This is a genomic window from Metabacillus litoralis, from assembly GCF_007994985.1.
Taxonomy (GTDB): Bacteria; Bacillota; Bacilli; order Bacillales; family Bacillaceae; genus Metabacillus; species Metabacillus litoralis.
On sequence record NZ_VOQF01000003.1, the window covers coordinates 18,148 to 32,650 of the forward strand.

Here is a 14,503-nt window from a genome sequence, read left to right on the forward strand (position 1 = left end):
TGTTGCGACAAAAAAAACACTTTTCAAATAGCTTAAAAAAGACTATGATATGTCTATTATATGGCAAAGGGGTGATATCATTGAAACAACTTTTCCTGATTAAATCAATCATCATGTTTCTGATTGTCCTTTCCGGCTCTCACATTGTTTCGATGTCATATGGTAATCATCCTCATTCAGATCATAACCATATGATTGCTGTTGAAGCTGAATCATCTCATGTATTTCTACAAATAGATGAGGACAAAAAGAAGCATATTGATTTATTTAATAGCTTCATAGGTATGAGCTTTCTAGTGTTACTTGCAGCCATGATTTTATGTCTGTTTAGTATGCTTATAGCAGGAAGAGAAAAAGTGAGACATTTCCTTTGTTCTGTTCATTATCAATCTTCTTATCTCTCAAAAAGTCATTTATTAAACACTCAGGTAATTAAATTTAATTGGAGGTTTTATAAATGATGTTTTTTATTCGATTAATACCGGTAGTTCTGTTTTCGTTAACAGCATTAAGCTTATTAACATACCAAGGAATTGAATTAACACACGCAATTACTGAATTATATAAAAATAAATCACAATAATAACCAAAAAGGGCTGATCAGCAATTTTAAAATGCTGATCAGCCCTTTTTTTATTTATTTTGTTCTTCTGATGGTGATATCCATACCTCAATAATAGCTCCTGCTTCTTGTTCATCAATGACAAATGACCCATTGCTATATCGATCAACTGCACGTAATGCTGAAACATTTATACATTCAACAGTGCCACCTGACGATTCAATATAGAAATCTTCCTTTTCCTGAACAATAGCTCCTCCTATTATTCGATGAGGATTGCTTTTAAGCTCTCGTAGCATGACTAATCCACGCTTTGCACGAGAGGATTTTTCAAAATCATTTAATGACATCTTCTTTACTGCACCTCTTTGGGTTGCAATAACTAAATAAGCTTTTTTATTCGGATTAACAATATTACCACTAACCACATAATCATCTGGCTTAAGGTTAATTCCTTTTACACCAGCAGCTCTTGGTCCAACAACATTCACTTCTTCTTCTGCAAACCATAAGCCATAACCTGAACTCGTGACTAAGAATAAGTCTTCTGTTCCCGATGTTACATGAACATCAACTACTTTATCATCACCTTTTAAATTTACAGCAACTAAAGGCTTGGAATATCTTTGTGCTTTATATTGACTTAACTCTGATTTTTTCACCATACCAGACTTTGTTATAAAAGTTAGGAATAAGTTTTCATCAAAGCTTTTTACCGGAATTGCTTTTAATATTTGTTCATCACGTTCTATAGGAATGATATTTGCAATATGCTGACCTAAATCCTTCCAACGAATATCTGGCAGCTCATGAACAGGACAATACAAATAATTCCCTTTATTTGTAAACAACAACACTACTTCAGTTGTATTTATCTCAAATTGACTGAGAAGCCTGTCAGTTTCCTTCATACCAAAATCTTGGCCATTAGATGCTGCATAGGATCGCTGACTTGTTCTTTTTACATAACCATCTTTAGTTACGGTTACGATAACATCCTCTGAAGCGATCATAACTTCAAGATTAATCTTAATTTCTTCAATTTCAGCTTGTATCACAGAGCGTCTTTCATCTGCATATGTTTTTTTAACTTTTTTCAAGTCCGTTTTAATAACTTTAATTAAAACTTTTTCATCATTTAAGATATTGGTAAGCTCCTCAACTTTCTTTGCTAACTCTTCAGCTTCATTTGTCAAAGCTGTTATATCTGTATTTGTTAAACGATAAAGTTGTAAAGAAACAATTGCTTCAGCTTGTGCTTCAGTAAATTGATATTTTTGAATTAAGTTATCCTTCGCATCACGCTTATCCTTTGATGCTCTAATTGTAGTAATTACTTCATCTAAAATTGATAAAGCCTTAATTAGTCCTTCTACAATATGCTGACGCTCACGAGCTTTACGTAATTCATATTTTGAACGGTTTGTTACAACTTCCTTTTGATGGTTTATGTAAGCATCTAAAATCGAAGGTAAACTCATTAGCATTGGTCTTCGGTTGTGAATCGCTACCATGTTGAAGTTATATGTAATTTGAAGGTCACTGTTTTTATATAAATAATGCAGGACACCTTCTGCATTTGCATCTTTTTTCAATTCAATGACAATTCGTAAACCTGTTCGATCTGTTTCATCACGAACCTCTGAGATTCCTTCTACTTTTCGCTCAATTCTAAATTCATCGATTCGTTTTACAAGATTTGCTTTGTTTATTTCATATGGAATCTCGGTAATTACTATTTGTTGCTTACTGCCACGTATATCTTCAATGCATGCTTTTCCACGAAGAATTATTTTGCCCTTACCTGTCTCGTAAGCTTTTTTAATTCCTTCAACACCTTGAATAATACCACCAGTTGGAAAATCTGGTCCTTTTATAACCGTCATTAATTCATCAACTGTAGAAAATGGATTGTCCATACGTTTTATAACTGCATCAATAACTTCCCCTAAATGATGTGGTGGAATATCTGTTGCATATCCTGCAGAAATTCCAGTCGAACCATTCACTAATAAATTCGGAAACATTGCAGGTAACACTAATGGTTCTTTACTTGTATCATCGAAATTCGGTACAAACTCGACTGTTTCTTTATCTATATCACGTAATAATTCAGAAGCAATTGCTGATAACCTTGCTTCTGTATAACGCATTGCAGCAGGTGGATCACCATCAATGCTTCCGTTGTTACCATGCATTTGAATTTGAAGGTTACGTAACTTCCAATCCTGACTCATACGCACCATCGCATCATAAACAGAAGTATCACCATGGGGATGATAGTTACCAATAACATTACCAACTGTTTTTGCTGATTTTCGATAGTGCTTATCATTTGTATTACCTTCTACATGCATCGCGTATAAAATTCTTCGTTGTACAGGCTTTAAACCATCACGCGCATCAGGAAGAGCACGATCTTGAATGATGTACTTACTATAACGTCCGAAACGATCACCTAGTACATCTTCAAGAGGTAAATCTCGAAATATTTCTACTGAATCTGCCAAAACCTATACCTCCTCTACTACCGATAAGTGTTCGTTTTCTAATATATTTGTTTCTTCATCAAGACCAAACGCTACATTACTTTCAATCCATTTACGTCGTGGTTCAACTTTATCACCCATAAGTGTTGTCACACGGCGTTCAGCACGGGCAGCATCATCAATTTTCACTCGAATAAGTGTTCTTGATTCTGGATTCATCGTCGTTTCCCAAAGCTGATCAGCATTCATCTCACCTAGACCTTTATAACGCTGAATCATATAGCCTTTACCTACTTTAGAGATAGCACCACTTAATTCATCATCAGACCACGCATATTCTACAACTTCTTTTTTCCCTGAACCTTTACTTACCTTGTATAAAGGTGGTAAAGCAATAAAGACTTTACCGTTTTCAATCAGTGGTTTCATATAACGATAAAAGAATGTTAAAAGCAGAACCTGTATATGTGCTCCATCTGTATCAGCATCCGTCATGATAATGACTTTATCATAATTGACATCTTCAATTAAAAATTCAGCACCAACTCCAGCACCAATTGCATGGATGATCGTATTGATCTCTTCATTTTTAAATATATCAGCCAATTTAGCTTTTTCGGTATTTATTACTTTACCTCTTAAAGGGAGAACTGCTTGAAAGCGACGATCGCGACCTTGTTTAGCTGATCCACCTGCTGAATCACCCTCAACTAAATAAATTTCGTTTTTTAATGGGTTTCGAGATTGAGCAGGTGTTAATTTCCCACTTAGCGTTGTTTCAGAGCGTTTACGCTTCTTTCCACTTCTGGCTTCTTCTCGAGCTTTTCGTGCAGCTTCTCGCGCTTGAAATGCTTTTATAGCCTTTTTAACTAGTAATGTTCCTTCATCAGGGTTTTCTTCAAGAAAATAAGATAGATTCTCAGATACAATTGCATCTACAGCCGATCTAGCTTCACTTGTACCTAATTTCCCTTTTGTTTGGCCTTCAAATTGAAGAAGCTCTTCTGGAATACGAACAGAAATAATTGCTGCTAGACCTTCTCGTATATCTGATCCTTCTAAATTTTTATCTTTTTCCTTCAACACACCTGTTTTACGAGCATATTCATTAAAAGCTCTGGTCATAGCTGTCTTTGAACCAGCTTCATGTGTTCCTCCGTCTTTTGTACGGACATTATTAACAAAAGATAAAATATTTTCTGAGTACCCATCATTAAATTGAAAGGCAAAATCAACTTCAATTCCATTTTGGATACCTTCAAATGAAACAACTGGATGAAGGGCATCCTTCTCTTCGTTTAAGTAAGTAACAAATGCTTCAATACCTGTTTCATAATGATAAACTTCACTTTGATCCTGTCGCTCATCAATTAACTCGATCTTAAAGCCTTTTAACAAAAAGGCCGACTCTCTTAAGCGTTCACTCAACGTTTCAAAGTTATAAGTTGTTGTACTAAAAATAGTAGGATCTGGTTTAAAATGAATTTTTGTGCCTGATCTATTTGTTTTACCTTTTTTCTCTAATGTTGTTGCTGGTTTACCACCATTTTCGAATCTTTGTTCATACACAAAGCCATCTCGTTGAATCGTTACAACAAGCCATTCAGACAAAGCGTTTACAACTGACGCACCTACTCCATGTAGACCTCCACTTGTTTTATAACCACCTTGACCGAATTTACCTCCTGCATGGAGGATTGTTAAAATGACCTCAGGAGTTGGCTTACCTAACTTATGCATTCCAGTAGGCATACCACGCCCTTTATCTTGAACAGAAATACTGTTATCTTTATGTATTTTTACAATTATATGATCTCCGTGACCAGCCAAAGCTTCATCAACGGAGTTATCGACAATCTCGTATACGAGATGATGCAAACCACGACTATCTGTACTTCCAATATACATACCTGGTCGTTTTCTGACAGCTTCCAGTCCTTCTAAGACTTGTATGGCATCATCATTATAATCAAATTGTTGCTTATTACTCAAACGACTAAACCCCTTTCAGTAGACACACAATCAAAAATGAGTATTTGAATTAGAACGCATGTTTTAGTATTTTATACAATAATTTGCGTATCGACAACCCGCTTCTTTAAAAGAAAGGCGAAATAATCTTATATTATTTGTACGTCATTATCATGCAAATTAAACATTATCCTTGCTTTATTGTATATGGTAAAACGAGTTTAGCAAACATTATTCGTGTAATAAAATAAAAAACCCTTGTTTTTTACAAGGATTTTTAAAAATAGTAAGCTGAATATTCACTTTGTCATAGCATGCTCTACCTTAATACATCGATTCATTACTACTGTTTTGTTTGCTTTTTTTAACAAATTATATGCATCTTCATTCTCAAGACCTAATTGAGCCCAATAAATATCAGCATCAATTTCTAAAAACTCTTCTGCTACAGAAAGCAAATGCTCAGAACGTCGAAATACGTTAACAATATCAACATGTGTTTTAATATCTCTTAAAGAAGACACGGCTTTCTGACCAAGTACTTCATCAACAGTTGGATTAACAGGGATAATCTCATAACCTGCATCCTGCATCGCTTTACTAACCATGTATGATGTACGATCAGGATTATCGGATAAACCAACGACCGCAATTGTTTTACTTTGTTTTAAAATTTCACCAATTTCCTGTCTAGTCGGGTTTTCAATTGTCATTTTAACCTGCTCCTTTTTCTTCATAATATCAACTAAAACTCTAATATTCAATGAATTAGCTTAAGCATAATCACACTAGTTTGGTTATCTTCTTTGTTTTTAACACCGCATGAGTTCGTGCCCAAACTCTCATACTAAATCTAGAATTTGTTATTAACTTGGGAGATTTTCGATTTTTTTATTCTCTAATAGAGTTTTTCTATTTTCTCGTGATAGAATATAAGAAGAATACGTAAAGGAGCACTATTATGATTGAAGCATTGATTTTTATTTTAGCGTATCTCCTAGGATCGATTCCATTTGGACTTATTGTTGGTAAAATCGGTTATGGAGTAGATATCCGTGAACATGGAAGCGGAAACTTAGGAGGAACGAATACATTTCGTACTCTTGGAGTAAAGGCTGGCCTGATTGTAACTATTTCAGATATTTTAAAAGGGACATTAGCTGCATCATTACCATTACTTTTTAACAGTGAATTAAATCCACTTTTAGTTGGTGTTTTTGCAGTAATTGGTCATACATATCCTATCTTCGCAAAATTCAAAGGTGGTAAAGCAGTAGCAACTTCTGCTGGACTTTTATTATTTGTCCAACCACTAATGGTTATCACGATGATTGCTTTCTTTTTTCTTGTTCTTTATCTCTCTAAATATGTTTCATTATCTTCAATGTTAGCTGGTGTTTATGGTATTATCTATAGCATATTTATTGGCGAGATTGGTTTAATCATTGTCATCTCGTTATTAACTGCTTTTGTTATTTATCGACACCGCGCAAATATTAAAAGAATTATCGACAAAACAGAGCCTAAAGTAAAGTGGTTATAGGACTATACATTTTTCTTTTAGTTTGATTGAAAACCACTAATATCGTGGTTTCAGTTTGTAGACAAAGTATAGTTACAAGCCCCTCATACTGCTTAAAACACTTGAGGCAAGAAGCCTAGTTAAGAATGAATTTGCCCTGTTTGATAAAAAACACAGCAAAGTAGTAACGTAGAAAATGAGCGTTTGTGGTAACTGTCTGAAACCACTAAAATAGTGGTTTTTTTACATAAATTTCACACGTTCAATAAGTTGAATTTATAGAGTTAACCACTTTTCTGAACTATAATATGAATAAAGGTTGTTATTTCTAATCTAATTAGGGAAAAGTTTACTAAGTAAACACCCTTTCATTTTAATAATAAGGAGAGTGAAATAAATGAAAATGGTTGTTGAAGATAACGCTGCAAGCTGGTATATAAATGAACTACAACTTGAAAAAGGAGATATGGTTCAATTTTTTGTGAGATATGGTGGCTGCAGTAATGTACAAAAAGGATTTTCTCTAGGTGTTGTAAAACAAACTCCAGAAGATATTGGGGCAAGTTTTGATAGCAAAGGTATTACTTTTTTTGTCGAAAAACGTGATATCTGGTATTTTGATAATCATAATTTGCGTGTAGAGCTTGATAAAAGTGAAGATGAACCAATCTTTCAGTATGAAAATTAACGTAAAAAGGTCAAAAGCTTTTAAGCATTTTGACCTTTTTTTACTAAATTTTTAATTTGAATTTTTTGATATGGTCTTCTAAACCATAATGCTTTAAAATAAGAAACTGTTTTTCGCCTAATAAATCAAAATGTGGAAATAAGTCATAATGATGAATCCATTCTTTTTTTAATCCAAATTGTGATCCCCATTTAGCTAACTTCTCAACATTAGCACAACCTACTTTTGTCACACAATGTGAATCTGGAAAACGATCATCTAGCCAATAATGTGTTAAAAATGCAATTTCTCCTTGTATAACATCTTTCTTCCAATTAGTTAATTCCTGGCGCGTTATACCAAAAGCCATACTTATTTTTTGGCCTTTTCATAAGCTTCATGCCAATCTGGAAAAAGCTTTTTAAACTTTACCGGTCTAAAAGAATCTTTTTGAACACAAACATGACTAGAAGTTGCTGTTACTGCTAAGTCACCTTTTGAATTAAAAATTTCATATCCATAAATACTTTTTAGACCATTATAAGCTTCAATCCAAGTATGTACTGTAGCGATTTCACCATAACGAAGAGGCTTCTTATAAGAAATATCTAAGTCGATTACTGGTGAAATTATTCCCTGTTCTTCCATTCCTGCATAAGAAAAACCTAAATCCTGAATTAGCTTTGTTCTTCCTAACTCCATCCAAATTAAATAATTAGCGTGATAAACAACACCCATTTGATCTGTTTCAGCATACCTTACTTCAATTTCTTTCTTAGATACATGCATCTATTTCTCTCCTTGTTGCACAATAACATTGTTTTTTATAAATTCTTCAAACAAGCATAACATAAATGGAAAATTTATTGAAAGAAAAATGCACAAAAATAAACCAGGCAAATGCCTGGTTCTAGTGTTAATTATTCATCGTGACGGAAGCCGTTTTCACGTGCTTGTGCTTCATCTTTTATTTCATTTCTCATCGCATTAATGCTTTCTTCACGACGATGATTTTTCGCTTCAATTCGCTCTCGTTCCTCAGGATTAGCAAATTGTAGAGAATCCTGTGCTTCTTCAATGTTTTCGATTGTATTTTGGACCATACTTTGTAACTTTTCTACATTGTCAGAACGGTCATCTGGATTTGGCTTTGTATGTTTTGGCATGTTTTAATCTTCCTTCCATTGTTTAATAAATGATGAAGTCATATAAATCTAAGTTTCCAATTTAGACAATTATAGTCTGCTTAAACATACTATTTTTTACTCAACATTTGATTAATTGAAAGAAAGAGTTATTCACCCTTTGTTTGAATAACTTGTGCATGTTTACCAGATGTATCTTGCATTTTTTTTCCTTTGTTATTACCAAAGCCTCTTGGCTTCATTCCAACATGTGATGGATTATAATGTGTTTGAGTATCGTTTTGGTTAGACAATCTTATCGCCTCCTCACACATAGAATGCCCACAAGAAGCAAATCAATAATTAGAAATCACTGTTAATCTAATTTTTTCAACATTCTTTGTTCCCATCTTTCCTCTATTCGATCTAATGCTTCCTGATCTTTTAACAGTTGTTGTTTGTTTTCAAGAACTAATTCTTCAAATGTTTTTTTCTTGTTTTTTCTCATCATCGTTGAAAGTACACCTCCGAGTTATTTATTAGAAGGATACCCAATTTTCAGAAATCTTAAAACATTTTTATTAAATAATCTATATCCGGCTTTTCTCGACAAAAAAAGAAAAAGAATGTAACCATATTGGTTAGTATGACGAGGAAAATGAAAGAAGAAAATCTTAAAACTTAATCAGTACAATAAATATTAAAACAACTAAAAAACCACTGAGATATGAAGCATCTCAGCAGTTAAATATCTCTATTCATTACATATCATCAATTAATTTCTTCATTTGATCATATGATAAAGCACCTACAAATTTCGTTTTAATAATGCCCTCTTCATCAATGAAATAAGAAGTTGGATATGATAATACCTCATACTCATTATTCACTTTTCCTTTTTCGTCTAGTAAGATAGGAAATGTTAAGCTAAGTTCATTAACAAAGGACTCGACTGTATCTACACTGCTTTCAGAGCTCGTAAGATTAACAGCAGCAATAACTACGTCATCATCATACTCATCATAAATCTGTTGCATATCAGGCATCTCTGAACGGCATGGAGGACACCAAGTTGCCCAGAAATTTATGAGAACCTTTTTTCCTTTTAAATCAGAAAGACTCATTTTTTCTCCATCAAGTGTTGTTAACTCAAAATCAGGAGCTGCATTTCCTTCTGTCACACCTACCTTAGCATTTGAAGGGATAACAGTGTTATATATTGCATAACCAATTAAGAAAACAAGAATTGAAATGGCTAATATTTTCTTCATTTTAAAACGATAACCTCCTACAAAATCGACAGAACAAATATTTTAATAATTTGAAATAAGATCGTAAAACAAACGATTACTAACCCATACATATAAATGACCGCTTTTATAGAAGCATTTTTCCTCAATACTTGCCAAAGTAAGAAAGAAAATGCCAGAAAAATACCTAAATATATCCCTTTCTCTCCTCCAGTCATAAAAATCCAACTAGATGACCTTAATAGCTCTGGTCTAAAAATCACAATACCAAATTTATAAGATAAAAATAAGATGAACACAATTGTCCAGTAATGCTTTTTAAGTAACTTTTTGACTTCTGAATCTTTTAAAAATGAATCAAGAATAAAGTATGTAAGTAAAAATGTTGCTACGGCAATCAGTAAAAAATATTGAATCGTAAATGGCCCTATTTGTAGTGCGTCATACATGCGGCTTTCTCCTAACGGTTCTATTCTATTTAACCATGTAATAAGCTTACTAACAATGAATATTATATGACAAACAAGAAGACGAGTATATAAAAAGGTTAAGCAACACAAAAAAGGAACGGACTAGTCCGTTCCTTTTTTTGTGTTTATTAAGCTTTTAGTTTATCACGTAATACCATTTGAAGAATTCCACCATGACGGTAGTAATCAATTTCAACTTCACTGTCGAAACGAACTAGTACTTCAAATTCTTTTTTGTTTCCAGCTTCATCAGTTGCTGTTACTTTAACAAAATCACGTGGTTTTACTGATTCACCAATTTCAACTTCAATTGTTTCTTTACCATTTAGGCCTAATACTTCAGCATTTTCTCCATCTTTAAATTGTAGAGGAAGAACACCCATTAAAACTAGGTTACTACGGTGAATACGCTCAAAGCTTTCAGCAATTACAGTTTTAATTCCTAAAAGATTCGTTCCTTTAGCTGCCCAGTCACGAGAACTTCCCATACCGTAATCTTTACCAGCTAAAACAACAAGTCCTGTACCATCTTGTTTATAATCCATACATGCATCATAAATAGATTTTACTTCACCAGTTGGCCAGTAAGTTGTGTATCCACCTTCTGTACCTGGTGCAATTTGGTTTTTGATACGGATATTTGCAAATGTACCTCTCATCATTACTTCATGGTTACCACGACGAGAACCGTAAGAGTTAAATTCTCTAGGTGTTACACCATTTTCTTGTAAGTAACGACCTGCAGGAGTATCTTTACCAATTGAACCTGCAGGAGAAATATGGTCAGTAGTAACAGAATCACCGAATTTTGCTACAATACGAAGATCTTTAAGAGTTTCCACAGTTCCAGCTTCAGCTTCTAAACCTTCAAAGAAAGGAGGGTTTTGAATATATGTTGAAGAATCATCCCAAACATATAATGCTTCATCAGTTGTTTCAATTGCGTTCCAACGTTCGTTGTCATCAAATACTTGCTCATATTCTTTTCTGAATAGCTCTGGTGTAACTGTTTTGTTAACAACTTCATTAATTTCATCAGTTTCAGGCCAGATATCTTTAAAGAATACATCATTTCCATCTTTATCTTTACCTAAAGAATCTTTTTGTAAATCAACATCAACAGTACCAGCAAGTGCATATGCCACAACAAGTGGTGGTGAAGCTAAGTAGTTACCTTTTACTAGTGGATGAATACGACCTTCAAAGTTACGGTTACCAGATAACACAGATGTTACTAATAAATCGTTAGCTGCAACAGCTTCTTCGATTTCATCTAAAAGTGGACCAGAGTTACCAATACAAGTTGTACAGCCATAACCAACTAGGTTAAATCCTAGCTTCTCTAAATGTGGTAAAAGACCAGAGTTTTCCAAATATCCAGTTACAACCTTTGAACCAGGAGCTAAAGAAGTTTTTACGTATTTAGGAACTTCTAGACCAAGTTCAGTAGCCTTTTTCGCAACAAGTCCAGCAGCTACTAGTACATATGGATTTGATGTATTTGTACAACTAGTAATCGCAGCAATCGCAATCGCACCAGTTTTCATATTTGTTTCATCACCATTTTTGAACTTAACAGTGATTTCTTTATTGATCTCAGTTGGCTCTAAACCGAAACCTTGGTTTCCAGCAGGCGCAACTAAATGATCATGGAATGTATCCTTCATCATTGATAGAGGAATTAAATCTTGTGGACGTTTAGGACCAGAAAGATTTGCTTCAATCTCAGAAAGATCAATTTCAACAACCTTTGTGAAAATTGGATCTTCATTATCAGGTGTAAAGAATAATCCATTTGCTTTACAGTAGTCACCAACGATTTGGATCTGTTCTTCTTCACGACCAGTTAAACGCATGTAGTTTAATGCTTCTTCATCAACTGGGAAGAATCCACATGTAGCACCATATTCAGGAGCCATGTTTGCAATTGTCGCACGATCTGCAAGTGGAAGCTGTGCTACACCAGGACCAAAGAACTCAACGAATTTACCTACAACACCTTGTTGACGTAAAACTTGAGTTACTTTTAATGCTAAATCAGTAGCAGTTGTTCCATTTGGAAGTTCTCCTGTTAATTTAACACCAATTACTTCAGGAACTGGGAAATAAGATGGTTGTCCTAACATTCCAGCTTCTGCTTCGATACCCCCAACACCCCATCCAAGAACACCAATACCATTGATCATTGTTGTATGAGAATCTGTACCAACTAGAGAATCTGGGAATGCTTCAAATTCACCATTTTCATTTTCTACAGCGTGAACTACATTTGCTAAATACTCTAAGTTAACTTGGTGAACGATACCAGTTGCAGGTGGCACTGCACGATAGTTATCAAGAGATTTTCTCGCCCAGCTTAGGAATTTATAACGTTCTGCATTACGTTCAAATTCAAGGTCCATATTGAATTGAAGTGAATCAGCAGTTCCTGCTTTGTCAACCTGTACAGAGTGGTCAATTACTAGGTCAACTGGAATTTCTGGATTGATTTTATCAGGATCTCCACCCATGTCAGCCATAGCTTTTCTTAATGATGCTAAGTCAACAACAGCTGGAACTCCTGTGAAATCTTGAAGGATAACACGTGATGGTTTAAAAGGAACATCGATTTCCTTTTGTTCACTAGTACCCCATTTTGCTAAATTTTCAACATGTTCTTTTGTAATTACTCTTCCATCTACTTGACGTAGAACAGATTCTAAAAGAACCTTAACTGAATATGGTAAACGTGAAACATTACCAATTCCTGCATCTTCTAATGCTTGTAAAGAGTAGTAGTTGTACGTTTTTCCATTGATTGTAAAGCTTTTACGTGCTTGGAAAGCGTCTTTGTTCGTAGTCACTTGATTAGTCATTAAATTTTTCCCCCTTAATAAGATCAAGAAATCGACTCTTGTCGAAGGGTGGTACCCCATTTTTGAATGTTCTCTCAATTTAATAGTAATACAACTAGTAACATAAGTAAATAACAATGATGTTATTGATATGTATAAGTTATTCTTATGAAAGCGTACTAGTTTTTACTTTCTTACTATACCAAATTTTAAACTATTTAGCATTGTTTTTTTCTGTTAAACTTCAGGCTTAACGTAATGATCACCTCTTTAATACTATTCCGAATGTATAAACTTGTTCTTGTTAACGATTTAAAAAGAAAAAGAGAAATCTTAAGAAATTTAGAATTTCTTCTTGATGTTTCTGCATTCAATTCGAAATTTTAGACAAACTATTTACATGGGGGTGAATTGTTATTATGGCAAAACGTAAAGCAAATCACATAAGAATGGGTATGAATGATGCAAGTGCTCAAGGAGTTGGCACTGGTTATAATGAAGAACTACAAAACGAGCCGTTAAGTGCTGCACAGAGACAAAATAATAAAAAGCGTAAGAAAAACCAATAATGTGATAAAATTCGCACAAAAAAACGACGGAACTCCCGTCGTTTTATTTATTCTGTAGATCCATTTACATCCTGGACAATTTGTTGAAGATCACGTTGGTATTGTTCCAGGCGATCTCTTTGTGTTTCTGAGGCTGTTTCTAATGCATTGTTAATCTGTTGATAAGCCTCATTTACCTCATTTGTTAAATGCTTTAATTGGTGTCCATAATCAGCACTGTCCTTCACTATTGCTTCGTATGAATCAAATGCTTCTGTTGCTCCTTGTTGAGCTGCTTGAAACGCTTGTTGTTTATTCTTATTGTACGGCATAAGTGCTTCACTATCCTCTCAGGAAAAAGTATCGAACTATATGATAGGATGTGTAAAATAAAATATAATATTCATTAAACTGTTGACAAACACTCCCTTGCAGCAATGCTAATTATCAACTAGGTTACTCCGCACCTCACAAGGCCGCACGCCTCGAAAAGTCATTCTTAACAAAATCATTCTCAAGGTCCTGAGTTTTGTATACAAACTGTAATATTCATTTTTTTCTAGCATGATTTTAAGAATTTAAACTCATGATATACATATAGAGGAGGGATATAAGATGACAGAAAAAAACACAGGAAAAGACATACGAAAAAATGCTCCTAAAGGAAACAATCCTGGGCAACCAGAGCCACTTAGCGGCTCAAAAAAAGTGAAAAATGCTAACCACACTCGTCAAAAGCATAATCAAGGTCATGATATGTAATTGATAAACCCGAATTATTAGGTACTTTTTTAATGCCTAATGGTTCGGGTTTTTATTTCACATCTATTTTTAAGAACTATTTAAATGTAGTGGAAAACACTCGACTTCTAAGGGCATAGAGGAGACTCAGCTTCCTCCTCGGCGAAACATGTGTCTGCAGCGTTTTGGAACGAACTTGTTTTCCCCTTGTTCTTTGACATCTTCCAGTACCCTTTCCACTATTAGTCAATACACAAATTTACTAACTTCACTTTAAATGGACAACACCCGTTCACAAATACAATCCAGTTGAATATTTTAACAG

18 protein-coding genes are annotated in these 14,503 nt (G+C 34.1%); 6 read left to right on the plus strand and 12 right to left on the minus strand.

Going from position 1 to position 14,503, the window contains the following annotated elements:
- Window positions 1-80: 80 nt before the first annotated feature.
- Together FS935_RS05130 and FS935_RS24155 are read left to right on the plus strand one after the other, a co-directional pair.
- Window positions 81-461, plus strand: a complete 381-nt coding sequence (locus FS935_RS05130; protein WP_146946485.1) for a hypothetical protein — start codon at window positions 81-83, stop codon at window positions 459-461.
- Window positions 458-583 carry a hypothetical protein gene (locus tag FS935_RS24155; RefSeq protein ID WP_275580249.1) on the plus strand — a complete coding sequence of 42 codons (126 nt, stop codon included), beginning with the start codon at window positions 458-460 and terminating at the stop codon, window positions 581-583. The genes FS935_RS05130 and FS935_RS24155 overlap by 4 nt, the downstream gene beginning before the upstream one ends.
- 50 nt (window positions 584-633) lie before the next feature.
- Here FS935_RS24155 and parC read toward each other — a convergent pair whose 3' ends face one another.
- The 3 genes from parC to FS935_RS05145 all read right to left on the minus strand — a co-directional run bounded on the left by parC (window position 634) and on the right by FS935_RS05145 (window position 5,735).
- On the minus strand, window positions 634-3,072 hold the full coding sequence (gene parC / locus FS935_RS05135; RefSeq protein ID WP_168714467.1) for a DNA topoisomerase IV subunit A: 2,439 nt from the start codon (window positions 3,070-3,072) through the stop codon (window positions 634-636).
- Between the two features lie 3 nt (window positions 3,073-3,075).
- Complete coding sequence (gene parE, locus FS935_RS05140) at window positions 3,076-5,043, minus strand: DNA topoisomerase IV subunit B (protein ID WP_146946486.1); 1,968 nt, start codon at window positions 5,041-5,043, stop codon at window positions 3,076-3,078.
- Window positions 5,044-5,321: 278 nt separating this feature from the next.
- Window positions 5,322-5,735 (minus strand): CoA-binding protein, encoded by a 414-nt coding sequence (locus FS935_RS05145; RefSeq protein ID WP_146947064.1) that lies wholly within the window; start codon window positions 5,733-5,735, stop codon window positions 5,322-5,324.
- A 248-nt stretch (window positions 5,736-5,983) separates the two neighbouring features.
- Here FS935_RS05145 and plsY point away from each other — a divergent pair, with 248 nt between their 5' ends.
- Window positions 5,984-6,565, plus strand: a complete 582-nt coding sequence (gene plsY / locus FS935_RS05150) for a glycerol-3-phosphate 1-O-acyltransferase PlsY (protein WP_146946487.1) — start codon at window positions 5,984-5,986, stop codon at window positions 6,563-6,565.
- Between the two features lie 376 nt (window positions 6,566-6,941).
- Window positions 6,942-7,232: a HesB/YadR/YfhF family protein gene (locus FS935_RS05155; RefSeq protein WP_146946488.1), complete on the plus strand. Its 291-nt coding sequence runs from the start codon at window positions 6,942-6,944 to the stop codon at window positions 7,230-7,232.
- Between the two features lie 43 nt (window positions 7,233-7,275).
- Here the strand turns inward: FS935_RS05155 and FS935_RS05160 are convergent, their stop codons facing one another.
- From FS935_RS05160 to acnA, 8 genes are all read right to left on the minus strand, one after another.
- Entirely contained in the window at window positions 7,276-7,581 is a 306-nt protein-coding gene (locus FS935_RS05160) for a hypothetical protein (protein ID WP_146946489.1), read from the minus strand.
- Window positions 7,582-7,583: 2 nt separating this feature from the next.
- The gene (locus tag FS935_RS05165; RefSeq protein ID WP_146946490.1) at window positions 7,584-8,000 is read right to left on the minus strand and encodes an acyl-CoA thioesterase; all 417 of its coding nucleotides are present in this window, start codon (window positions 7,998-8,000) and stop codon (window positions 7,584-7,586) included.
- Window positions 8,001-8,131: 131 nt separating this feature from the next.
- Window positions 8,132-8,377 carry a small acid-soluble spore protein Tlp gene (gene tlp / locus FS935_RS05170; RefSeq protein ID WP_146946492.1) on the minus strand — a complete coding sequence of 82 codons (246 nt, stop codon included), beginning with the start codon at window positions 8,375-8,377 and terminating at the stop codon, window positions 8,132-8,134.
- Window positions 8,378-8,505: 128 nt separating this feature from the next.
- The gene (locus FS935_RS05175; RefSeq protein ID WP_239589287.1) at window positions 8,506-8,649 is read right to left on the minus strand and encodes an acid-soluble spore protein N; all 144 of its coding nucleotides are present in this window, start codon (window positions 8,647-8,649) and stop codon (window positions 8,506-8,508) included.
- A 62-nt stretch (window positions 8,650-8,711) separates the two neighbouring features.
- Window positions 8,712-8,843: an FbpB family small basic protein gene (locus tag FS935_RS05180; RefSeq protein ID WP_146947066.1), complete on the minus strand. Its 132-nt coding sequence runs from the start codon at window positions 8,841-8,843 to the stop codon at window positions 8,712-8,714.
- Window positions 8,844-9,096: 253 nt separating this feature from the next.
- Complete coding sequence (locus FS935_RS05185) at window positions 9,097-9,606, minus strand: redoxin domain-containing protein (RefSeq protein ID WP_146946494.1); 510 nt, start codon at window positions 9,604-9,606, stop codon at window positions 9,097-9,099.
- A 17-nt stretch (window positions 9,607-9,623) separates the two neighbouring features.
- Window positions 9,624-10,034, minus strand: a complete 411-nt coding sequence (locus tag FS935_RS05190; RefSeq protein ID WP_146946495.1) for a hypothetical protein — start codon at window positions 10,032-10,034, stop codon at window positions 9,624-9,626.
- A gap of 149 nt (window positions 10,035-10,183) precedes the next feature.
- Window positions 10,184-12,910 carry an aconitate hydratase AcnA gene (acnA, locus tag FS935_RS05195; protein WP_146946497.1) on the minus strand — a complete coding sequence of 909 codons (2,727 nt, stop codon included), beginning with the start codon at window positions 12,908-12,910 and terminating at the stop codon, window positions 10,184-10,186.
- A 398-nt stretch (window positions 12,911-13,308) separates the two neighbouring features.
- Here acnA and sspO point away from each other — a divergent pair, with 398 nt between their 5' ends.
- Entirely contained in the window at window positions 13,309-13,458 is a 150-nt protein-coding gene (gene sspO, locus FS935_RS05200; protein WP_146946499.1) for a small acid-soluble spore protein SspO, read from the plus strand.
- A gap of 47 nt (window positions 13,459-13,505) precedes the next feature.
- On the opposite strand, the gene FS935_RS05205 is transcribed toward sspO, so the two are convergent.
- Window positions 13,506-13,769, minus strand: a complete 264-nt coding sequence (locus tag FS935_RS05205; RefSeq protein WP_146946500.1) for a hypothetical protein — start codon at window positions 13,767-13,769, stop codon at window positions 13,506-13,508.
- A gap of 283 nt (window positions 13,770-14,052) precedes the next feature.
- Here FS935_RS05205 and FS935_RS05210 point away from each other — a divergent pair, with 283 nt between their 5' ends.
- Window positions 14,053-14,199, plus strand: coding sequence for a small acid-soluble spore protein P (locus tag FS935_RS05210; RefSeq protein ID WP_146946502.1), 147 nt, complete (start codon window positions 14,053-14,055; stop codon window positions 14,197-14,199).
- Window positions 14,200-14,503: the final 304 nt, after the last annotated feature.